At 70.7% G+C, this 21,033-nt stretch carries 18 protein-coding genes; 9 read left to right on the forward strand and 9 right to left on the reverse strand.

The features are described from left to right. Positions 1 to 146: 146 nt before the first annotated feature. On the reverse strand, positions 147 to 1,019 hold the full coding sequence (panB, locus tag IE206_RS05985) for a 3-methyl-2-oxobutanoate hydroxymethyltransferase (protein WP_189960954.1): 873 nt from the start codon (positions 1,017 to 1,019) through the stop codon (positions 147 to 149). 200 nt (positions 1,020 to 1,219) lie between these two features. On the opposite strand from panB, the gene IE206_RS05990 reads away from it, so the two are divergent. From IE206_RS05990 to IE206_RS06000, 3 genes are all read left to right on the forward strand, one after another. After that, positions 1,220 to 2,827, forward strand: a complete 1,608-nt coding sequence (locus IE206_RS05990) for an MFS transporter (protein WP_189960955.1) — start codon at positions 1,220 to 1,222, stop codon at positions 2,825 to 2,827. A 56-nt stretch (positions 2,828 to 2,883) separates the two neighbouring features. Then, positions 2,884 to 3,495: a TetR/AcrR family transcriptional regulator gene (locus IE206_RS05995; protein WP_189961392.1), complete on the forward strand. Its 612-nt coding sequence runs from the start codon at positions 2,884 to 2,886 to the stop codon at positions 3,493 to 3,495. Positions 3,496 to 3,679: 184 nt separating this feature from the next. Next, on the forward strand, positions 3,680 to 4,705 hold the full coding sequence (locus IE206_RS06000) for an endonuclease/exonuclease/phosphatase family protein (RefSeq protein WP_189960956.1): 1,026 nt from the start codon (positions 3,680 to 3,682) through the stop codon (positions 4,703 to 4,705). Positions 4,706 to 4,759: 54 nt separating this feature from the next. Here IE206_RS06000 and IE206_RS06005 read toward each other — a convergent pair whose 3' ends face one another. Together IE206_RS06005 and IE206_RS06010 are read right to left on the reverse strand one after the other, a co-directional pair. Continuing rightward, a complete protein-coding gene (locus tag IE206_RS06005) occupies positions 4,760 to 6,511 on the reverse strand; it encodes an NAD+ synthase (RefSeq protein WP_189960957.1) in 1,752 nt (583 codons plus the stop codon). Between the two features lie 129 nt (positions 6,512 to 6,640). Then, positions 6,641 to 7,555 (reverse strand): DUF4190 domain-containing protein, encoded by a 915-nt coding sequence (locus IE206_RS06010; RefSeq protein ID WP_189960958.1) that lies wholly within the window; start codon positions 7,553 to 7,555, stop codon positions 6,641 to 6,643. 84 nt (positions 7,556 to 7,639) lie between these two features. Here IE206_RS06010 and gadC point away from each other — a divergent pair, with 84 nt between their 5' ends. From gadC to IE206_RS06025, 3 genes are read left to right on the forward strand one after another with little or no spacing between them, the layout of a single operon-like run. Beyond that, positions 7,640 to 9,073 (forward strand): glutamate/gamma-aminobutyrate antiporter GadC, encoded by a 1,434-nt coding sequence (gene gadC / locus IE206_RS06015; protein WP_189960959.1) that lies wholly within the window; start codon positions 7,640 to 7,642, stop codon positions 9,071 to 9,073. A 31-nt stretch (positions 9,074 to 9,104) separates the two neighbouring features. Then, positions 9,105 to 9,794 (forward strand): DUF998 domain-containing protein, encoded by a 690-nt coding sequence (locus IE206_RS06020; RefSeq protein WP_189960960.1) that lies wholly within the window; start codon positions 9,105 to 9,107, stop codon positions 9,792 to 9,794. Then, positions 9,782 to 10,627: an alpha/beta fold hydrolase gene (locus tag IE206_RS06025; RefSeq protein ID WP_189960961.1), complete on the forward strand. Its 846-nt coding sequence runs from the start codon at positions 9,782 to 9,784 to the stop codon at positions 10,625 to 10,627. Before IE206_RS06020 ends, IE206_RS06025 begins: the two co-directional genes overlap by 13 nt. A 338-nt stretch (positions 10,628 to 10,965) precedes the next feature. Here IE206_RS06025 and IE206_RS06030 read toward each other — a convergent pair whose 3' ends face one another. From IE206_RS06030 to IE206_RS06050, 5 genes are all read right to left on the reverse strand, one after another. Further along, entirely contained in the window at positions 10,966 to 12,885 is a 1,920-nt protein-coding gene (locus IE206_RS06030; RefSeq protein WP_189960962.1) for a S53 family peptidase, read from the reverse strand. 188 nt (positions 12,886 to 13,073) lie between these two features. Beyond that, a complete protein-coding gene (locus tag IE206_RS06035) occupies positions 13,074 to 13,670 on the reverse strand; it encodes a DUF305 domain-containing protein (protein ID WP_189961393.1) in 597 nt (198 codons plus the stop codon). A 41-nt stretch (positions 13,671 to 13,711) separates the two neighbouring features. Further along, complete coding sequence (locus IE206_RS06040; protein WP_189960963.1) at positions 13,712 to 14,407, reverse strand: thioredoxin-like domain-containing protein; 696 nt, start codon at positions 14,405 to 14,407, stop codon at positions 13,712 to 13,714. Between the two features lie 69 nt (positions 14,408 to 14,476). Next, on the reverse strand, positions 14,477 to 14,839 hold the full coding sequence (locus IE206_RS06045) for a hypothetical protein (protein WP_189960964.1): 363 nt from the start codon (positions 14,837 to 14,839) through the stop codon (positions 14,477 to 14,479). A 123-nt stretch (positions 14,840 to 14,962) separates the two neighbouring features. Then, complete coding sequence (locus tag IE206_RS06050) at positions 14,963 to 16,939, reverse strand: APC family permease (RefSeq protein ID WP_189960965.1); 1,977 nt, start codon at positions 16,937 to 16,939, stop codon at positions 14,963 to 14,965. 288 nt (positions 16,940 to 17,227) lie between these two features. Here IE206_RS06050 and glnA2 point away from each other — a divergent pair, with 288 nt between their 5' ends. Then, entirely contained in the window at positions 17,228 to 18,589 is a 1,362-nt protein-coding gene (gene glnA2, locus IE206_RS06055; RefSeq protein ID WP_189960966.1) for a gamma-glutamylpolyamine synthetase GlnA2, read from the forward strand. A 60-nt stretch (positions 18,590 to 18,649) separates the two neighbouring features. Here the strand turns inward: glnA2 and IE206_RS06060 are convergent, their stop codons facing one another. Next, positions 18,650 to 19,915, reverse strand: coding sequence for a cysteine desulfurase (locus tag IE206_RS06060; RefSeq protein ID WP_308433909.1), 1,266 nt, complete (start codon positions 19,913 to 19,915; stop codon positions 18,650 to 18,652). An 89-nt stretch (positions 19,916 to 20,004) separates the two neighbouring features. On the opposite strand from IE206_RS06060, the gene IE206_RS06065 reads away from it, so the two are divergent. Both IE206_RS06065 and IE206_RS06070 read left to right on the forward strand, forming a co-directional pair. Next, positions 20,005 to 20,604, forward strand: coding sequence for a CGNR zinc finger domain-containing protein (locus IE206_RS06065; RefSeq protein WP_189960967.1), 600 nt, complete (start codon positions 20,005 to 20,007; stop codon positions 20,602 to 20,604). A 44-nt stretch (positions 20,605 to 20,648) separates the two neighbouring features. Beyond that, a complete protein-coding gene (locus IE206_RS06070; RefSeq protein WP_189960968.1) occupies positions 20,649 to 21,008 on the forward strand; it encodes a 5-carboxymethyl-2-hydroxymuconate Delta-isomerase in 360 nt (119 codons plus the stop codon). Positions 21,009 to 21,033 lie beyond the last annotated feature (25 nt).

Genomic DNA, 21,033 nt, shown 5'->3' on the forward strand with positions numbered 1-21,033 from the left:
CGCCACCGACAATCCACCGACAGAGCACCGACAGCCTGGGGACAGCCGCCTACAGCCGCCGACAGCCCTGTGGACAACCGGGTCCACAGACGACGGACAGCCCGCCGATGGGGGAAGTCGGCGGACTGTCGTCGTGACCGCAGTGGCTAGTGGAAGGTGTGCTCCTCGGCCGGGAACGCCCCGCCGACGACCTCGCCGGCGAACGCCTTCGCGGCGTCCCCGAGGGACTCGCGCAGGTTCATGTACTGCTTGGTGAAGCGGGGGGTCTTCCCGCCGGTCAGGCCCACCATGTCGGTGTAGACGAGCACCTGCGCGTCGCACTCCGCGCCCGCGCCGATGCCGACCGTCGGGATGTGCAGCGTGCGTGTGACCTCGGCGGCGAGTTCGGCCGGGACGAGCTCCAGGACGATCGCGAAGGCGCCCGCGTCCTGCACGGCCTTGGCGTCGCGCAGCAGCTGGTGCGCCGCCTCGTCGCCGCGGCCCTGCACCCGGTAGCCCAGCGTGTTCACGGACTGCGGGGTGAGGCCGATGTGGCCCATGACCGGGATGCCCGAGTCGACGAGCAGCCGGATCTGCTCGTGGCTGCGCTCGCCGCCCTCCAGCTTGACCGCCCCGACGCCCGCGTCCTTGACCAGGCGCATGGCGCTGCGCAGCGCCTGCACCGGGCCCTCCTGGTACGAGCCGAAGGGCAGGTCGGCGACGACGAGGGCGCGCGAGCTGCCCCGTACGACGGCGGCGGAGAGCAGGGTGATCTCGTCCATGGTGACCGGGACGGTCGTCTCGTAACCGAGGTGGCAGTTGCCCATCGAGTCGCCGACGAGCAGCACCGGGATCCCGGCCTCGTCGAAGACGGACGCGGTCATCGCGTCGTAGGCGGTGAGCATGGGCCACTTCTCGCCGCGCGCCTTGGCGGCGGCGATGTCGTGCACGGTGATGCGCCGGGTGCCCTTGCCTCCGTACAGCGCCTTGGGATTGCTGCTGTCGGGCGCCTTGGGGGCAGCCTGAAGTTGTTGCGTCATCGCAACGGCTCCTGTTCGTCATCTCGAAGCGCCCTTACGGCGTCTCCGGACCACATCCATGGTGGCATCCCGTGCCCTGTGCCGGGAAGTGGGTGGCACAGGACGGCAGATCGGGCCGGAAAACACGAACTGGTGTCCGAAAAGTAAAGACCTTGCTATACGAGACGGTCTCGTATCGAAATGGCTCTAGGCTGGACGGCATGCCAACCACGCCTGCCGCGTCCGGTGCCCCGGCCGCACCTCGGATACCCGAAGCCGTCCACCGCCGACGCTGGGCGATCCTCGCCGTCCTGATGCTCAGCCTGCTGATCGTCGTCCTGGACAACTCGATCCTGAACGTCGCCGTCAAGACGATCGCCAGCCCCGCCCCCGCCGGCCTCGGCGCCACCCAGAGCGAGCTGGAGTGGGCGATCAACGCCTACACCCTCGTCTTCGCCGGGCTGCTCTTCACCTCCGGCCTCCTCGGCGACCGGCTCGGCCGCAAGAAGATCCTGCTCTTCGGGATCACGGTCTTCGGCCTCGGCTCGGTGCTCGCCGCGTTCTCGAACTCGCCGGACCAGCTCATCGCGTTCCGCGCCCTGATGGGCCTCGGCGGCGCCTTCGTGATGCCCGCCACCCTCGCCGTCCTCATGAACGTCTTCGAGCGCGACGAGCAGCCCAAGGCGATCGGCATCTGGGCCGGCGGCGTCGGCCTCGCCATCGCCATCGGCCCGATCACCGGCGGCGTGCTGCTCCAGCACTTCTGGTGGGGCTCGGTCTTCCTGGTCAACGTGCCGGTCGTGATCATCGCCCTGATCGCGATGGTCCTCCTCGTACCGGACTCCAGGGACCCCAACCCCGGCAGGCTCGACCCGGTGGGCGTGCTCCTGTCCGTCGTGGGCCTCGTCCTGCTGGTGTACGGCATCATCCACGGCGGCCAGCTGGCCGACTTCACCGATACGACGGTCCTCGCCACGATCCTCGCCGGTGTCGCGGTCCTGGTCGGCTTCGTCCTGTACGAGAAGCGCGTCGACCACCCCGCGATCGACATCGGCTACTTCAAGAAGCCGGCCTTCTCGGCCGCCGTCGTCGCCATCGCGCTGACCTTCTTCGCGCTGATGGGCGTGACCTTCTTCTCGGTCTTCTACATGCAGAGCGTGCGCGGCTACAGCGCGCTCCAGTCCGGTCTGCTCATCCTGCCGCTGGCCGCCGCCCAGATGATCTTCGCGCCGCGGGCCCGGCTGGTCGTCGACCGGTTCGGCGCCCGGGCCGTCTGCACCGCCGGACTGATCCTGGTGGCGATCGGCCTCGCGGCCTTCGGCCTGTTCGACGTGAACACGCCGATCTGGGTCATGGAGGTCGTCTTCTTCATCCAGGGCGCCGGAATGGCGCACATCATGCCGCCCGTCACCGTCTCGATCATGCAGTCGCTGCCGCGCGAGAAGGCCGGTTCGGGCTCGGCCGTCAACAACACCTTCCGCCAGGTCGGCGGCGCGCTCGGCGTCGCCGTGCTCGGCTCGGTGCTCTCCACCGTCTACCGCGGTGACATCGAGGGCCACCTCGGCGCGGTCCCCGAAGGGGCGCGCAAGGCGGCCGGCGAGTCCATCGAGGCGACCCTCGGCATCGCCGAGAAGATGGGCCCCGCGGGCAAGGCCCTGATCGCCCCGGCCAACGACGCCTTCATCCACGCCATGCACATCACGGCCCTCGCCTCGTCCGGCGTGGCCCTGCTCGGCGCGGTGGTCGTCGCCCTGTTCCTGCCCGGGAAGCCGCCCGCGACCCCCGCGCCCAAGGCGGAGGACCGCCCCGCCGAGGCCGCCCGCAGCTAGCGGCGTCCGGGACAATCGGCGGGTCGGCGAGAAGAAGCGGAGCGGGCGTGACCCTGATGGACAAGCAGTGCAAGGTCGGCGAGCAACGGCGCGGGCGGCCCCGCTCCGAGGCAGCCGAACGCCAGATCCTGGAAGCCGTGATCAAGCTGCTTGAGGAGGGCGTCCCGCTCGCCGACCTCTCCATCGAACGCATCGCCCGCACCGCGGGCGTCGGAAAGGCCACCATCTACCGGCGCTGGGCCGGCAAGGAGGAGCTGTACGTCGAGGTCGTCCAGTCCATGGAGTCGCCGGCCCCGCCGCTGCCCGGCAACTCCCTGCGCGACGACCTGATCTGCATGGTCGACAACGTGCGCCGGCGCAGCGTCGCCAAGCAGTCCTCCGCCCTTCTGCACAACGTCTTCGCGCAGATGCAGAGCTATCCCAAGCTCTGGTCCAAGTACCACAGCATCGTCATCGACCCCCGCCGCCGGCTGCTGGACGAGCTGCTGCGGCGGGGCGTCGAGAACGGCGAACTCCGCGCCGGGATCGACCTGGACATGGCCGCCGACCTCTTCGTCGCCCCGATGCTGGTACGCACCATGATGCGGCCCGGCGAGGAACTGCCCGGCCCCGACTTCGCCGAGCGCATCGTGGACGCCGTCCTCGAAGGGCTGCGCCCGCCCTGCTGAATATGCGCGTTGTGTCACAGGGGCCCGTGCCGGGGCACCGGCACGGAACCCGCCGCCGCGCCCGGTCGTCCTGCGGGGCGTACGGATGCCGTACACGAGGTACGGCGGCAGGGAATCCCACCCGTTTTCGCCTAGGGTCGAACGGCGGGGACGATGTGCGGAAAACAGCAGTGAGGACAGCGGTATGGCGCGGGCGTACATGACGGAGACGGGCGACGGAAGCGCGGAGGGCGAGCGCACCGGGTCCCGGTTCCGACGCCTGGCCGACGGCTGGCGCGGCGACCCGGGCATCTGGCGCCGCGGTCTTGTCCTCGCGGGGCTCGCCGTCGTGATCGCGCTCGTGATGATCCTGCACGCCCGGATCCCCAACTCGGTGGGCAACCTCGGCTCGCTCTCGGAAACGTTCCTGCCGTGGCTCGGCGTGTTCCTGCCGGTCCTCCTCGGGCTCGCGCTGTGGCGCCGCTCGGCGACCGCTCTGATCGCGCTGCTGCTCCCGTTGACCGTCTGGTTCAACGTGTTCGGCGGCCTCCTGCTCGCCGACAAGCAGGGCTCCGGCGGCAACCTGGTCGTGGCCACCCACAACGTGAACGCCGACAACCCCGACCCGGCCGGCACCGCCCGCCAGGTCGCGGCCTCCGGCGCGCAGGTGCTCGCCCTGGAGGAGATCCCGGGCGACAAGGTCGAGACGTACAAGAAGGCTTTGGCAGACGTCTACCCGTACCACTCGGTGCAGGGCACGGTGGGCCTGTGGTCCAAGTACGAGCTCAGCGACAGCAGGCCCGTCGACATCAAGATGGGCTGGACGCGCGCGATGCGCTCGACGGTGAAGACCCCGGCCGGTGACGTCGCCGTGTACGTCGCCCACATGCCCTCGGTACGGGTCAAGCTGAACGCCGGGTTCACCGCCAACCAGCGCGACAACAGCGCCTACACGCTGGGCGAGGCGATCTCCGCCGAGCCCGTCAAGAAGGTGGTCCTGCTCGGCGACCTGAACGGCACGATGAACGACCGCTCCTTGAACAACATCACCGCCCAGATGCGCTCCACGCAGGGTGCCGCGGGCGACGGCTTCGGCTTCACCTGGCCCGCCGCGTTCCCGATGGCCCGTATCGACCAGATCATGGTCAAGGGCCTTGAGCCGAAGTCGTCGTGGACCCTCCCGGAGACGAAGAGCGACCATCTGCCGATCGCGGCGCGCTTGCAGGTGTAGTTGCTCGGCATGCGGAAAGGGCGCCTCCTCGAGGAGGCGCCCTTTCCGCATGCATCAGAGCGACTCGCGCCAGCGGTTCGTGATCGGCAGCCGGCGGTCCTTGCCGAACCCCTTCGCCGAGATCTTCGTCCCCGGCGGATACTGCCGCCGCTTGTACTCAGCCGTGTCCACCATCCGCAGCGTCTTCCCCACCAGCTCCGGGTCGTACCCGGCCGCCACGATCGCGTCCGCGCCCTGGTCCCGGTCGACGTACATGGCCAGGATCGCGTCCAGGACCGGGTAGTCGGGCAGCGAGTCCGTGTCGACCTGGCCCGGGCGGAGCTCGGCGCTCGGGGGCTTGGTGAGGGAGTTCTCCGGGATCGGCGGGGTCTGGCCGCGCTCGGCCGCCGCCCGGTTGCGCCACTGGGCGAGCCGGAACACCGAGGTCTTGTAGACGTCCTTGATCGGCCCGTACGCGCCCACCGAGTCGCCGTACAGGGTCGAATAGCCCACCGCCAGCTCGGACTTGTTGCCCGGGGCGAGCACGATGTGGCCCTCCTGGTTGGAGAGCGCCATCAGCATCGTGCCGCGCAGCCGGGACTGGAGGTTCTCCTCGGCGAGCCCGGTCAGGCCGAGCGAGCCCATGTAGGCGTCGAACATCGGCTCAATGGGGACGGTGCGGAAGTTCAGCCCGGTACGCCGGGCCAGTTCGGCCGCGTCGCCCCGGGAGTGCTCCGAGGAGTACTTCGACGGCATGGACACGCCGTAGACGTTGGCCGCGCCCAGCGCGTCGCAGGCGATCGCGGCGACCAGCGCCGAGTCGATGCCGCCGGACAGGCCGATCAGGACGGACCGGAAGCCGTTCTTCGCGGCGTACGCGCGCAGGCCCACGACCAGCGCCGAGTAGACCTCCTCGTCGTCGTCGAGCCGCTCGGCGTAACCGCCGGTGAGCTCCGGCTCGTACGCCGCGACCGGCTCCTCGGAGACCACCACGTGGTCGATGCGCAGGCCGTCGTCGACCACGCCGGACGGAGCCGGGCCCGCGGCCGGGAGCTCCAGGTCGAGGATGACCGAGCCCTCGCTGAACTGCGGTGCGCGCGCCACGACTTCGCCGCTCGCGTCCACGACGATCGAGTCGCCGTCGAAGACCAGCTCGTCCTGGCCGCCGATGGTCGCCACGTACGCGAGCGTGCAGCCGGCCTCCTGGGCGCGCTTGCGGACCAGGTCGAGGCGGGAGTCGTCCTTGTTCTGCTCGTACGGCGAGGCGTTGATGGAGATCAGGAGCCCCGCGCCCGCGGAGCGGGTGGCCGGGACGCGGCCGCCGTCCTGCCACAGGTCCTCGCAGATGGCGAGGGCCACGTCGATGCCGCGCACCCGCACGACGGGCAGGGTGTCGCCCGGCACGAAGTAGCGGAACTCGTCGAACACGCCGTAGTTGGGCAGATGGTGCTTGGCGAAGGCCAGCACGACCCGGCCGCCGTGCAGCACCGCCGCCGCGTTCTGCGGGGCGCCCGCCGGCCGGCCGAGCCGGGGGCCGGCGACGGGGGAGCGGTCCAGGTACCCGACGACCACGGGGATCTCCCCGAAGCCCTCCCGCTCCAGACGCGCCGCGAGCGCGGTGAGTGCCTGCCGGGACGCCTCGACGAAGGACGACCTGAGGGCCAGGTCCTCGACGGGGTAGCCGGTCAGCATCATCTCGGGGAACGCGACGAGGTGCGCCCCCTGCTCGGCGGAGTGCCGTGTCCAGTGCACGATCGCCTCGGTGTTGCCGGAGATGTCCCCGACGGTCGAGTCGATCTGATTCAGGGCGAGACGTAGTTGAGGCACGCGGCCCAGTGTAATCGTCAATGCGACGCGATGGGGTGGTGAGCGGCGATACGGGGCGCCCGTTCGGGGCGCCCCGTGGGCCGGGCGCAGCGGCGGCCGGTGGCTCTACGGCGGCCCTGCGGCGGCACGTCAGTCGGTGACCGGGCTCGGGTCGCTGTCGGTGCCGCTTCCGGCGCCTGGGCCCGTACCTGGGCCGGTGCCGGTGACGACCGGCCCGCTCCACACCGTCTCGTCGTACTTCAGCGTCTGCGGCCCGATCTGGAAGTCCACGGTCCTGGACTCCGGCGGCACGGAGAACGCGAACTTGCCCGTGGCGCGGCCGCCCGGCTCCAGGGCGCCCGCGAACATGCTCGTCGCGTGCTCGTCGTCGTATATCGCCTCGGCCTCGATGCCGTCCGAGCCGCGCAAGGTCGGCACCGCCGACGTGATGTCGATCGACTCGGCGCTGTCGTTCACGATGGTGACGGTGAAGCGGAGCGCCCGGTTGCCCTTGCGGTGGCCCGATGCGGACGCGTCCGGCGTGTACGGCGCCGGCTTGGAGACGGTGACCTTCACGCCGTCCGGGTAGGCGTGCGTCGCCCCGAACGGCTGCGGCTTCTGGGCGGGCGGGGTGCTCGGCGCCGGATTCGGGCCGGGCGCGGAGGACGAGGCGGCGCTTGACGGCGCCTTGGGTATGGTGCCGCCCGGGCTCTTGGCGGCGTCCTTCACGAACACCACGGTGAGCAGGAGGCCGGCGATCCCGAGCACGGTCGCGATGCCGCCGAGGACGCTCCCGGCCAGTGCCACACCCCTGTTGGTGGCCCCTCCCTTGCGCGCCCGGCCGTGCCCGGCGAGCCCGAGGACCACGGCGAGGACCCCGAGCGTGCCCGAAAGCCAGAACAGGAAGGGCACGAGGCCGAAGCCCGCCCCGACGACGCCGAGGACCAGCGAGGCGGCGCCGAGACCGTTACGGGCCTGCTGTGCGGGGGCCTGCGGAGGCCCCGGGCGGCCGGGGGGCGGCGGTCCCCACTGCGGCTGGCCGGGGGAGTTGACGGGCACGGTCATGGGGGAGTCCTTCGGTGATCCATTTTTTCGGATCACCCTACGGCCCGACGTGCGCGACTCCGCCGCCGAGCCGAGGATGGGCGCATGACGACCACGGATGCCTCCGATGAAGAACTCGTCGCGGACGAAGGGACAAAGCGGCAGTTCGTCTCCTGGGCGACGCTTGGCCTGATGACGACGGCATCCGTCGCGAGCCTGCGCCCCTCCCCGTCCATGGCCATCTACGGCCTCGCCGCGATCTTCCTCTACCTCCTGCCGGCCCTCGTCTTCCTGCTCCCGACCGCGCTGGTCGGCGCCGAACTCGCCTCCGGCTGGACCGGCGGCATCTACCGCTGGGTGAGCGAGGCGCTGGGCAAACCGCTCGGGTTCCTCGCGGTCTGGTGCCAGTTCGCCATGACGATCGCGTACTACCCGAGCCTGCTCGCGTACGTCGCCTCGACCTTCGCGTACGTCATCAACCCGAGGCTGGCCGAGAACGGGCCGTACGTCGCCGTCGTGATCGTGGTCATCTACTGGACCGGCGTGTGGATCTCGTCGCGCGGCACGAAGACGGTCGCGGGGCTCAGCTCCATGGGGCTCGTCATCGGCACGCTCGTCCCGGGCGTGGTCCTGGTGGTCCTCGGCTTCGTCTTCCTCGGGCAGGGCAACCCGTCGGCGGCGCCGATGAGCGCCTCGCACTGGCTGCCGCCGTGGACCGGGCTCGCCAGCCTCGTCCTGATCGTCAACAACTTCCTGTCGTACGCGGGCATGGAGATGAACGGCGTCCACGTGTCCTCGCTGCGCGACCCCAAGCGCGAGTACCCGAAGTCCATGTTCCTGGCGACCGGCCTGGTGCTGCTGATCTTCATCCTTCCGGCCCTGGCGATCTCCTGGGTGATGCCGTCGTCGCAGCTCAGTCTCACGGCTGGCCTGATGCAGGCCTTCCAGGCGTTCTTCGACCACTTCCGGATCGGCTGGATGACCAAGGTGGTCGGCGTGATGCTGGTGGCGGCCGCGCTCGGCGGCATGCTGACCTGGCTCGCGGGACCGGCCAAGGGCCTGGTGCTGCTGTCCCGTCAGGAGGGCTATCTGCCACCGGTGTTCCAGCGGCTGAACAAGTACGGCACCCCGCGGAACATCATGGTCGCGCAGGGCGTCATCACCACCCTGATCGGCATCCTGTACGCGTTCAGCGGTGACGTGTCGAGCGCGTACTGGATGTTCTCCGTCATCACCGTCCAGATCTATCTCATCGCCTATCTGCTGATGTTCGTGGCGGTGGTCAGGCTGCGCAGGACCCGGCCCGAGGTGGAGCGGGGGTTCCGGGTCCCGGCGGTCGCGTGGGTCGCCGGCATCGGGTTCGTGGCGTCGGTGACCGCGCTGTTCATCGGGTTCGTGCCGCCGGACCAGTTCGGCAACCAGCCGCTCTGGCGCTATCTGCTGATCGTCGGCGGCGGGCTGCTCGCGCTCGGCCTCCTCGCGCCGCTGGCCTTCCTGAAGTTCCGCAAGCCGAGCTGGGTGCATCCGGACCATCAGTGACCGCGGCCACCCCCGTAACATTGGCCCCACTATGTCCCGCAGTGGTGTGCGAACCCGGCCCGTGGCCGTCCTGCTCGCGCTCGGCGCCCTCGCCTACACGGCCTGGGTGCTCGAACTCGTCTTCCAGACCGGCCTCGACCCGATCCAGGCGTACGTGAGCGAACTCGCCGCGGCCGACCAGCCGCTGGGCGGCCTCTTCCGTGCCACCGACCTGACGGCGGGGCTCCTGGTCCTGGCCGCCGCGGTGTGCGCACTCTCGCGCTGCGACCGGCGCCGCTGGTCGCTGGCGGGCTGGTCGGGCCTCGCGCTGTTCGGCGCGGCCACGGCGGTCGACTCCCGCCTCCCGCTGAGCTGCGCCCCGACCGCCGACCCGGTGTGCGCGGCCCGCGAGACGGCGGGCCTGGTCCCGGCGACGCACACCGCGCACGCGGTGAGCAGCAGCCTCGCGATGCTGGGGGCGTTGACGGGCGTGGTGGCCCTGACGGTGGCGGCTCGCCGCTACGGCTGGTGGCCCCTGCTCGGCGTGCGCCTCGGCCCGGCGCTGGTGGCGCTGGAACTGGCGGCCACGGCTTGGACGTTGGCATCGGTGGCCGCCTTCCAGGCGGGCCGCGGCACGTGGGCTCTCGGGGCGGGCCAGCGGCTTCAGGTCCTTGTGGTGGCGATTTGGCTGGGGGCGCTGGCGGTTTCGGTGGGGAGGGAGAGGCGGGCATGGCGTTCGTGAGGGTCGGCGGGGTCGCGCACCACGTGGTCGTCGAGGGAGCCGGACCGCTCGTGGTGCTCAGCGCGGGGCTGGGCATGAGCTGGTTCGACTGGGACCCGGTGGTGCCGCTGCTCACCCCGGACCACACGGTCGTACGCTTCGACCGGCCCGGGCACGGGCTTTCCGGGCCGGCCGTGGTGCCGCCGACCGCCGCGGGGGAGGCGCACCGGATCGCGGGGCTCCTCGACGCGCTGGGTGCGGACGGGCCCGTGACGGTGGTCGGCCACTCCATCGCGGGGTTCCATGCGGAGGCCTTCGCCCGGCTGTACCCGTCCCGTACGGCGGGGCTCGTCCTGGTCGACTCCAGCATCGAGGAGTCCGCGCGCCCTCCGGCCGCCCCGGGGCTGCGGCTCGCCTTCGCGCGGGCGGTGGGGGCGGTGCTGTGCGGCGCGGGGGCACCCGCCGCGCTCGGCCCCGCGGTCCGCCGGGCCACGGTCCGCGCGTCCCGCACGGGGGGCGGCGATCCGGCCCCGCGCGACGTGGTGCGCCGCTGCTACGGCACCTCGCGGGTGCTGCGCGGAATGATCCTGGAGAACGCGCGGTACGGGTCGGTGGCGGCGGAACTCCTCGTGCTGCGCCGCCGGTTGCCCCTCCCCGCGGCCCCGGTGACGGTGCTGGCGGGCGGCGCAGGAGGCGGCTCCTGGATCCACCGCCAGCGCGGCTTGGCGGCGACGCTGGGCGCGAGCTTCCACGTGGCGCAGGGAGCGGGCCACTTGGTGATGCTGGACCGGCCGGAGGCGGTGGCGGGGGCGATTCCCCCCACCGCGCCCCGTCCCGAGACCCTCCGGGGGTGAAGAACCCTGGGGCTCCGCCCCAGACCCCGTATCGCGCCTTAAGGGCGCTCGTCCTCAAACGCCGGACGGGCTGAACTGCTCCGGTGCGGCCAGCACCGACCCTGCTTAGGGGCACGGGGAACTGCGCGACCAGCCACCCACCGGCCCCCGGTCGAAGGCTGGCCCCCAGGGATGGCCGGCAACCGGTCGCAACCCGACCCCCCGGAGGGTCTCGGGAAGGGGCGGGGTGGGGAACGGGAAAGCCCCGCCCCCAGCCGCACGTGGAACGCGCAGCCAGGGGCGGGGAGGGAAACCCGGGTTACCGAATCACCAGGACGCCGGGGACACCCGGCATCGATTCACCGCCGGAACGGGAACCCGTACGACGCCACGTAACCCGGTGCGGGCGAACCCACACCCGTCACGTCGTCGTAGCCCTTCGTCGCGGACAGCGAGCTGTCCTTGCCGAGCGAGCGGACCGACGTCAGCAGGCCGCCCGACGCGTCCACGGCGTTGGCGAAGTCGACACGCGCGACCGCGAGGTCACGCTTCGCACCCAGCGGGTGGTCCGTCACGTCGTGGAAGAGCGGCGAGTCGTAGCGCGCGTAGATCGACGGGTTCGCGAACCCGATCGGGAAGTGGCGGGCCTGCTGGGCCAGCGCCTGGACGCCCGCGATGACCGGCGCGGCGAGTGAGGTGCCGCCGATGCGGTACTCGTCGTACTTCACCGACTTGTCGGGCCAGGACTGCGTCTGGCCCACCAGGAAGCCGGTGTTGGGGTCGGCCACGGCGGCGATGTCCGGCACGGTGCGCATGCGCGTCGCGCCGTTCGCCTTCGCGAGCGAGTCCGGCACGATGCCGTGCTGGTAGAACGGCTGCTTCACCGTGGAGCTGGTGCCGCCGCCCGCGCCGCCGGTGTAGGCGCCGGGGAAGTTCGTCCAGCTCTTGCCGTCCGCGGACAGCGCGGCCTTCTCGGTGCCCCATCCCGTCTCGAACTGGTACTTGTCGTTCTTGCCGACCGCCAGCGAGGTGCCGCCGACCGCCGTCACCCAGGCCGAGTTGGCCGGGGTGTCGACCTGCTTCTTGCCGGTGTTGGCGACCTCGTCGCCGTTGTCGCCGGAGGAGAAGTAGAAGCCGATGCCCTCGATCGCGCCGAGCTTGAACGTCTGGTCGTACGCCGCCGCGATGTCCGGGGTCTCGTTGGCCTCGATGTCGCCCCACGAGTTGGAGACGATGTCGGCGAGGCGCTTGTCGACGACCTTGTTGAGGGCGTCGAGCAGATCCGGGTCGTTGCAGGACGCGCCGCCCACGTACACGATGTTCGCGTCGGGCGCGACCGCGTGCACGGCCTCGACGTCCAGGGACTCCTCGCCGTACCAGCCGGACGCCTTGCAGTCGTCCACGCTGTTGTAGGCCGCGGGGAGGACCTCGGTGTACTGGCCCTTCTTGTAGGCCTTGTCACCGTTGCGCTTGGCGTACGTCGCCGCGTCCGACGCCATGGTCGGCGAGGCGTACGCGTCGGTGATCGCGACGGTCACGCCCTTGCCGGTGTACTTGCCCGCGCCGTACGCGGCCCGCAGCTGCTGGCCGGTGTAGCCGTGCACGGCGTACGGAACCTTGGTGCCGTAGGCGTCCGGCAGCGTCTTGGCGATGTTCTGGCCGTAGTAGCTGGAGAACGGACCCGCGTTGCGGAAGCCGGCGCCCGGCCCCGGCAGGGTGTCCTCGTGCGTCGACCGGTGCGGCGCGTTGTCCAGGCCCGTCACCGTCAGAACGGCGCCCGCGAGCGCGTTCGGCGCGGAGGCGGCCTTCGACGGGGCGTGGTAAGTCCGGTTGTCCTTGCGGTAGTTGCGCAGCTGCGTGGCGAACGCCTTCTGCGCGGCCGCGACGTCACCGGACACCGATATGTAGTGCTGGGTGGAGCCCGTGATGGTCAGTCCGGACGACTTCAGCCACTTGGTGACCGCGTCGATCTGCTCCTTGGTTGCGCCGAAGCGCTGCTGCGCCTGGTCGGCGCTGAGGTACTTGCCGTACGACGCCGACTGCGGGTCGGACACGGCCGCGGCGTACGCGTCGAGGCCCTTCGCGTCCCGCCCGGCGAGGTACACCCGGGCGTTGACCCTGGTCGATGCGGCGGTGGCGCCCTGGTCGGCGGAGCCGGTGGCCCAGACGGGCTGGGTGCCCGCGAGGGCCGCCCGTCCGCTCGGGACCGGGTCGGCCGCCTGGGCGGACGGTATGCCGAGGGCGAGCGCGCCGGCGAGCAAAGGCAGTGTCGCTGCCATGCTCACACCGGCGCGCCGCCTGGCGCGGCTGGTTCTCATGTAACCCCCTGCGTGAGGTCTTCGCATGCTGTACGTGTGCTGTCTGATGCGCGCACGTAATGCGTCACTCTTGTCAGGAACGGTTCATGCGGGGGGCATGTGATCGCCAAGAAACGCCAAAGAGCGTTTACCCGCGATCAGTTGAGGCGTCAGCCGGTACGTACCGTGGCGCCCCTTTTCTTCAGCATTTGTGCCATCAGGTCGATTTCCGACTGCTGCGCGTCCACCATGCCCTGCGCCAACCGCTTCTCCGGGCCCACCGTGCAGCGCTCGACGCAGCCCTCGGCCATGTGGATGCCGCCCTTGTGGTGCTCGGTCATCAGGCGGAGGTAGAGCACCTCCGCGTCCCTGCCGCTGAGCCCCCGCAGCTTGTCCAGGTCGGCGTTGGTGGCCATGCCCGGCATCAGCGCGCCGTCGGCGCCCGGCTCCATGCCCATGCCCATCCATGCCATCGGCAGCTGGGACGCCTCGTTCTTCGGCATCCCCCACAGGTCCAGCCAGCCGAGCATCATGCCCCGCTGGTTGGCCTGCGTGTTGGCGATGTCGTACGCGAGGCGCCGCACCTCCTCGTCCGAGGTGCGGTCGCGCACGATGAACGACATCTCCACCGCCTGCTGGTGGTGCGCCGACATGTCACGCGCGAACCCCGCGTCCGCCGAAGTGGCCTTAGGGGTACGGGAGTTGGCTTCGGCGGTGGCCCGGCTGCCCCCGGAGGAGACGAGCACGGCGGCCGCCGCGAACACCATCGCGAGGGCGAGCGCGGCCGCGATCCCCCAGTAGCGGCGGATCACTGCTCGCCCAGCCCGCCCGTGCACGGGGCGCCCGGCTCGGGCGTCTGCGGGCCCTGCACGTACTGGGTGAAGAACTGGTTCACCCGGGGATCGTCCGCGCCGTTCACGGTGACCTGCTTGCCCCAGGCGCTCAGCATGATCGCCCCGGCCTGGCCCTTGTACGGGCTCATCAGCGAGTACGGGGTCTTCGACACCTTGTCGGCGAGCTTCTTCACATCGGCGGCGGACGCCTTGTCCGTGTACGTCACCCACACCGCGCCATGTTCCAGGGAGTGCACGGCGTTCATGTCCGGGACCTGCTGGGTGTAGACGTCGCCGCCGCAGTTCATCCACACCTGGTCGTGGTCACCGCCCACCGGGGGCTTCATCGGGTAATTCACCTTGGTGGTCACGTGGTTGCGGGTCAGCTTCTTGGGATCCCAGTCCTTCTCGCCCGCGATCGGCGCCTTCGCGTCGGCGCCGCCCTGCGCCTGAGCTTCCGTCTGCGTCGTGTCGGCGGCCTTGCTGCCGCTGTCGTCCGCCTTGCCGAACTCGTACACGCCGAATCCGACCAGACCCGCGACCGCGACGACGGCGGCGGTGACCGAGGAGATCACCACGATCCTGCCGCGCCGCTGCCGGGTCTGCTCGATGCGGCGGAGCTCTTCCATGCGCGCTCTGCGAGAGGTGTTGGGGTCGTCCTGAATGGCCATGTGTCCGTAACGTCCTTCTGGGGATGGGGAGTTGAGGGCGGGGGCGGCCGGGTGCGGCCGCGGGGCCCTCTAGGTCCGCAGCACCTGAAGGACGTGCAGGTCGGGCGTGCGTGGCCGGGGCCCGAACCGTACGGGAGCAGCGCCCGCGCGGGGCGGCACCGGGCGCACGGCATGGACCGCGGCCGGGACCGGCGCGTCCGTCGGGGGTGTGGTGAGCACGGCCGGGCCGGTGTGCGGGAAGAGCCCGCAGTCGCCCTGGTCGTACGGGCAGACGTACTGCGCGGACCCGTCGGCCGTCGGGCCGATGGGGCTCTCCCCTGCTCGAACGAAGTTGAGAGCGTGGGGGAGGCGGGCCGGGTTCTCGCCGCCGCCCGCCGCGAGGCAGACGAAGAGTGCGGCGAGCAGCGTCGCCATGGCACTCAGCAGCGCCACGGGACGCGTGATGCGCGTGAGCCGCACTCCCCCCCATGGGCGCAGATGGTAGGGGAGGGAGTGCGGCTCACGGCAGGCCGGGTGCCTCACCGGCCGAAAAAAAGCCCGCGCGAAAGGGACGGTTCAGCCCACGTGGACCCGGGGCCGCAGGCGCAGATCGGGCTCGGCCCGGCGCAGCACCTCGCGGGTGACGGGCGCGACCTCGCCGTCGCCGAACACCAGGAAGCGCAGCAGATGGCTGAGCGGGTGGCCCTCGGTCCAGTTGAAGTAGGCGTGCGGCACCTCGCCGGTGCGGTCGCGCAGTTCCATCATCACGGCGGCGATGGTGTTGGGCACGACCGCGCCTTCGACGCGCAGCCGGCGCACCCCGTGCTTCTCGTCGCCGTGGACGGTGAGCTCGGTGGTGAAGTCGGAGGAGTTCTGGATGAACACCTCCAGGAACAGCACCGGCCGCCCGTCCGGGATGTGGGTCTCCTCGCGCTGGCTGTACTCCTTGGCGCGGTACTCCCGCGTCGAGTGCTCCTGCGGCTCGTTGGCGATGATCCGCAGCGGGCCGCTCTTCGCCGCCTCGTCCACGAACCGGGCGGCGCACGCGTCGAAGGTGACGGCCGTCGCCCGCAGTTCGAAGGCGCGGTGCACCCGCGAGGCGAACGACGACACCACGATGCCCACGATGAAGAGCAGCGCGATCTTGATGCCGTCCGGCCGCTCGATCACGTTCGTGACCAGCGTGTACGCGAAGACCGCGGTGACCACCCCGAAGCCGAGGGCGGCGGCCCGCTTGCCGCGCCGGTGCACGGCGACCGTCGAGGCGAACGAGGCCGACAGCATCAGGACCAGCACACCGGTGGCGTACGCGCCGCTCTGCGCGTCGACGTCGGCGTCGAACCACCAGGTGATGAAGAAGGCGATCGCCATGAAGATCAGGACCAGCGGCCGCACCGCACGCGTCCACTCGGGCGCCATGCCGTACCGCGGCAGATAGCGCGGTACGAGGTTGAGCAGGCCCGCGGTCGCCGAGGCCCCGGCGAACCAGAGGATGGCGATCGTCGAGATGTCGTACACGGTCCCGAAGCCCTCGCCGAGGTGCTGGTGGGCGAGATAGGCCAGCGCGCGGCCGTTGGCGCCGCCCCCGGTCTCGAACTCGGACTCCGGGATCAGGATCGTCGTCGCGAGGCTGGAGACAAGCAGGAAGCCGCTCATGATGAGCGCGGCCGTGGTCAGCAGCTTGCGGGTGTCGCGGACCCGGCCGAGGGGCTTGTCGTACGTGTCCGAGGCGTCGCCCTGGATCTGCGGCATGACCGCCACGCCCGTCTCGAACCCGGACATGCCGAGTGCGAGCTTGGGGAAGACGAGCAGCGACACGCCGATCATCGCGAGCGGCGAGGAGTGCTCGGCGGTCATCGCGTCCCACCAGTTGCCGACGACGACCGGCTCGGTGGCGATCTTCCAGACGGCGGTGGAGAGGACCACGAGGTTCAGCGCCAGATAGACCCCGACGAGCGCCACCGCGATGCCGATGGCCTCTTTGAACCCCTTGAGGAAGACCGCGCCCAGCGCCGCGACGAGGGCGAGCGTGATCCAGAGGTTGGAGCCGTGCAGGAAGTCGGGGGCGAAAGGATTCTCCACGACGTGCGCGGAGGCGTCCGCGGCCGACAGGGTGATCGTGATCATGAAGTCGGTGGCGGCGAAGCCGAGCAGCACCAGGACGAAGATCTTCCCCGCCCACCAGGGCAGCAGCCGCTCCAGCATGGCGATCGAGCCCTCGCCGTTCGGCGACTCCTTCGCGACCCGCCGGTACACCGGCAGCGCGCCGCCCAGCGTCAGCGCGATCAGCACAAGCGTCGCGAGCGGCGAGAGCAGCCCGGCGGCGAGCGCCGCGATGCCGGGCTGGTAGCCGAGCGTGGAGAAGTAGTCGACACCGGTCAGGCACATGACCCGCCACCAGCGATGGCCCTTGTGCTCGGCCGGCGGGGTGCCGTGCGGCCCGGGGTGGCGGGCGGAGCGCTCGCTCAGCCCGTCGAGCAGCCAGCCGCGCCAGCGGCGCCGGCCGAGGGGTGCGACGGCGGTATCCGGAGGATCCACCTGGGTGCCGGTCATGCGAGGTTCTCCTATGCCGTTCTGCCGAGCGGTTCTGCTGAGCCGGTGCGCCGGGCTTTTGAGCCCGCCGTTGTGCCGGGCTGTTGCGCGGGCAACGAGGAGCGAGTATCCACCACATCGTCACGCGTGGAGCCCGCAGGGGCACCCGTGGGGAGGGGACGTGCCGTAGGTCATACCGGGTGCGTAATGTGGAGGTAATCCCGCGCCTCGATACTGAGGATCCGCCCGGCGTCCCCGTCCTTGACGGGGTCATGGTGCACAGGCCGTCTGAACTGCAAGGATGTGGCTATGGACAAGCAGCAGGAGTTCGTGCTCCGGACTCTCGAGGAGCGCGACATCCGGTTCGTGCGCCTGTGGTTCACCGATGTGCTGGGCTTCCTCAAGTCGGTGGCGGTCGCCCCGGCCGAGCTGGAGCAGGCCTTCGACGAGGGAATCGGCTTCGACGGCTCGGCCATCGAGGGCTTCGCCCGGGTCTACGAGTCCGACATGATCGCCCGTCCGGACCCGTCGACCTTCCAGATCCTGCCGTGGCGCGCGGAGGCTCCCGGCACCGCCCGGATGTTCTGCGACATCCGGATGCCCGACGGCTCCCCGTCCTTCGCGGACCCCCGCTTCGTCCTCAAGCGCATCCTGGCCAAGACGTCCGATCTGGGGTTCACCTTCTACACGCACCCCGAGATCGAGTTCTTCCTCCTCAAGGACAAGCCGCTCGACGGCACGCGCCCGGTCCCGGCCGACAACTCGGGCTACTTCGACCACACCCCGCAGAACGTCGGCATGGACTTCCGCCGCCAGGCGATCACCATGCTCGAATCGATGGGCATCTCGGTCGAGTTCAGCCACCACGAGGGTGCGCCGGGCCAGCAGGAGATCGACCTCCGCTACGCCGACGCGCTCTCCACGGCGGACAACATCATGACGTTCCGCCTGGTCATGAAGCAGGTCGCGCTCGAACAGGGCGTCCAGGCCACCTTCATGCCGAAGCCGTTCTCGGAGTACCCGGGCTCGGGCATGCACACCCACCTCTCCCTCTTCGAGGGCGACCGGAACGCGTTCTACGAGTCGGGCGCCGAGTACCAGCTCTCGAAGGTCGGCCGCTCCTTCATCGCGGGCCTCCTGAAGCACGCCGCCGAGATCGCCGCGGTCACCAACCAGTGGGTCAACTCCTACAAGCGCATCTGGGGAGGCTCGGAGCGCACGGCGGGCGCCGGCGGCGAGGCTCCCTCGTACATCTGCTGGGGCCACAACAACCGCTCGGCCCTCATCCGCGTCCCGATGTACAAGCCCGGCAAGACCGGCTCGTCCCGCATCGAGGTCCGCTCCCTGGACTCGGGCTGCAACCCGTACCTCGCCTACGCCCTCCTCCTCGCGGCGGGCCTGAAGGGCATCGAAGAGGGCTACGAACTCCCGGCAGGCGCCGACGACGACGTCTGGGCCCTCACCGACGCCGAACGCCGAGCCATGGGCATCGAACCCCTCCCACAGAACCTGGGCGAGGCGATCGCCCTGATGGAACGCAGCGAACTGGTGGCGGAGACACTGGGCGAGCACGTCTTCGACTTCTTCCTGCGCAACAAGAAGCAGGAGTGGGAGGAGTACCGGTCCGAGGTCACCGCCTTCGAGCTGCGGAAGAACCTGCCGGTTCTGTAAGGGAGTCGGCCGGGGAGGGGCTCGTCCGGGCGCCTCCCCACGGTGGCAGGCCGCGGGCGGTCACGCGAAGTACTTCTGGGCCGCACGCACCCCCTCCGCCAGGGCCGTTACCTCCTCCGCGGTGTTGTAGACGTAGAAGCTCGCCCGCGTCGTCGCCGCCAGGCCGTAGCGGCGGGACAGGGGGCGGGCGCAGTGGTGGCCTGTGCGGACGGCCACTCCTCGGTCGTCCAGGATCTGGCCCACGTCGTGCGGGTGGATGCCGGAGAGCGTGAACGACACCGCTGAGCCCCGGTCCGTCAGGTTCTCCGGGCCGATGATCCGGAGCCCCGGGATCTCGCCCAGGAGGTTCAGGGCCAGGGCGGTCAGGGCGTCCTCGTGGGCCGCCACCTCCCGCATTCCCAGGGTCTCCAGGTAGTCCACCGCCGCGGCCAGGCCCACCGCCTGGGCCGTCATCGGGACGCCCGCCTCGAAGCGCTGCGGGGGCGGCAGGAACGTCGAGCGCTCCATCTCGACCACCTCGATCATCGAGCCGCCCGTCAGGAACGGGGGCAGCTCGTCCAGCAGCGCCGCGCGGCCCCACAGGACGCCCACGCCGCTCGGGCCCAGCATCTTGTGGCCCGAGAAGGCCAGGAAGTCGGCGCCCAGTTCCGTCACGTCCACCGGTCGGTGGGGGACCGACTGGGCGCCGTCCACCACCACCAGCGCGCCCACCGCATGCGCCCGGTCCGCGATCGGACGGACGGGATTGAGCGTGCCCAGGACGTTCGACTGGTGGGTCAGGGCGACCACCTTGGTCGACTCGTCCACCAGCTCGTCGAGGCCGTCCAGGTCGAGCCGGCCGTCGTCGGTCAGGCCGAACCACGCCAGCCGCGCCCCGGTCCGCTCGGCGAGCTGTTGCCAGGGCACCAGGTTCGCGTGGTGCTCCATCTCGGTCACCACGATCTTGTCGCCCGGCCCGATCCGGCCCGCGTTCCCCAGGGCGTACGCCACCAGGTTGATGCCCTCGGTGGTGTTCTTCGTGAAGACGATCTCGTCCTCCGCCGCGCCGACGAACGCGGCGATCCTGCGCCGCGCGCCCTCGTACGCGTCGGTCGCCTCGACCGACAGCTGGTGCGCGCCGCGGTGTACGGCGGCATTGTGGTTCAGGTAGAAGTCCCGTTCCGCGTCCAGGACTTGGAGCGGCTTCTGGGTGGTGGCGCCCGAGTCCAGATAGACGAGGCGCGCCCCGCTGTCGAGCGTGCGGCCGAGGATCGGGAAGTCCTCCCGCACCCGGTCCACGTCGAATCCCGCCATGGCGGACATGGTGGTTGCGTCGGCGTACGTCATCTTGGGGCGCCCCCTGTTTCTCATGCTGAACCGAATGGTTTGCCGTGAGTGGAAGGTAAACCTTCTCACGGTCTACGGCAAGCGTTAGCATGAGACACGTGGATCACGACGCGCCGCACTACCTCCATCAGCTGCCGGTTCCCGGCGAGGAACGCTTTCTCTCCCTCGCCCTGGTGAACACCCGGTTCGCGCTCAGTCACGGCCAGGTGGACCTCCTGGAGGATGTCGACGCCGCGCGGCTCTGGCTCGTGCGTCATGAACTCCTGGCGGACCGGATCGTTCTGAGTGGGCGTCAGGCAGGGCGGCTGCGCGTGCTCCGCGAGGCGCTGCGGGAGCTCTTCGGGGCGCGGGCCGAGGGGGGCGCGCCGCCCGCGCCGAGCCTGGACGCGCTCAATGCCGCGCTGGCCGCCGCGCCTCCCACGCCCCGCCTTCTCTGGACCGGCCGCGAGCCGCGCCGCGCCGACGAACCCGATACCGCGAACCCGGTCGGCGCGGCCCTCTGCTCGCTCGCCGAGGACGGGGCCGACCTGCTCACCGGGGCCGACGCGGGCCGGCTCGCGCCCTGCGGCGCCCAGGGCTGCACCCGCTGGTTCCTGCGCTCTCACGCCGCCCGCCGCTGGTGCACCACCAAGTGCGGCAACCGCGTACGGGCCGCCCGCCACTACGCCGCCCGCAAGACCGCCACCTGACATCCCGGACTCATCGACTCGCCCACCCAGCAAGGGAATTGGTCATGCCATTCGTCACCGTCGAATACTCCGAGCGGCTCGCCGACACGTTCGACCGGAAAGGCTTCGCCCGCGAGGTCCACGAGGTCGCGCCCCCGTCGATCAACGCTTCCACCGAGGCCTTCAAGACCCGGTTCCGGCGCATCGAGGAGTCGTACTTCGGCGCCGCAGAGGACGACATCGACGCCGTCTTCGTTCAGGTCGCCATCCTCTCCGGGCGCACCCCGAAGGCCATCGAGGAGCTGAGCGAGACCGTCCTGGAGATCGCCCGCAAGCATGTGACGGGCCTCGCGGGGCGGCGGCTGCACGTCATGGTCGAGACCCGCGAGATGGAGCGGGACTTCTACCGTGCCCACAAGGAGTAGCCCGCGAAGGGGCCGGCCCGAGCGC

Source organism: Streptomyces violascens, from assembly GCF_014649955.1.
In the GTDB taxonomy this organism is placed as follows: domain Bacteria; phylum Actinomycetota; class Actinomycetes; order Streptomycetales; family Streptomycetaceae; genus Streptomyces; species Streptomyces violascens.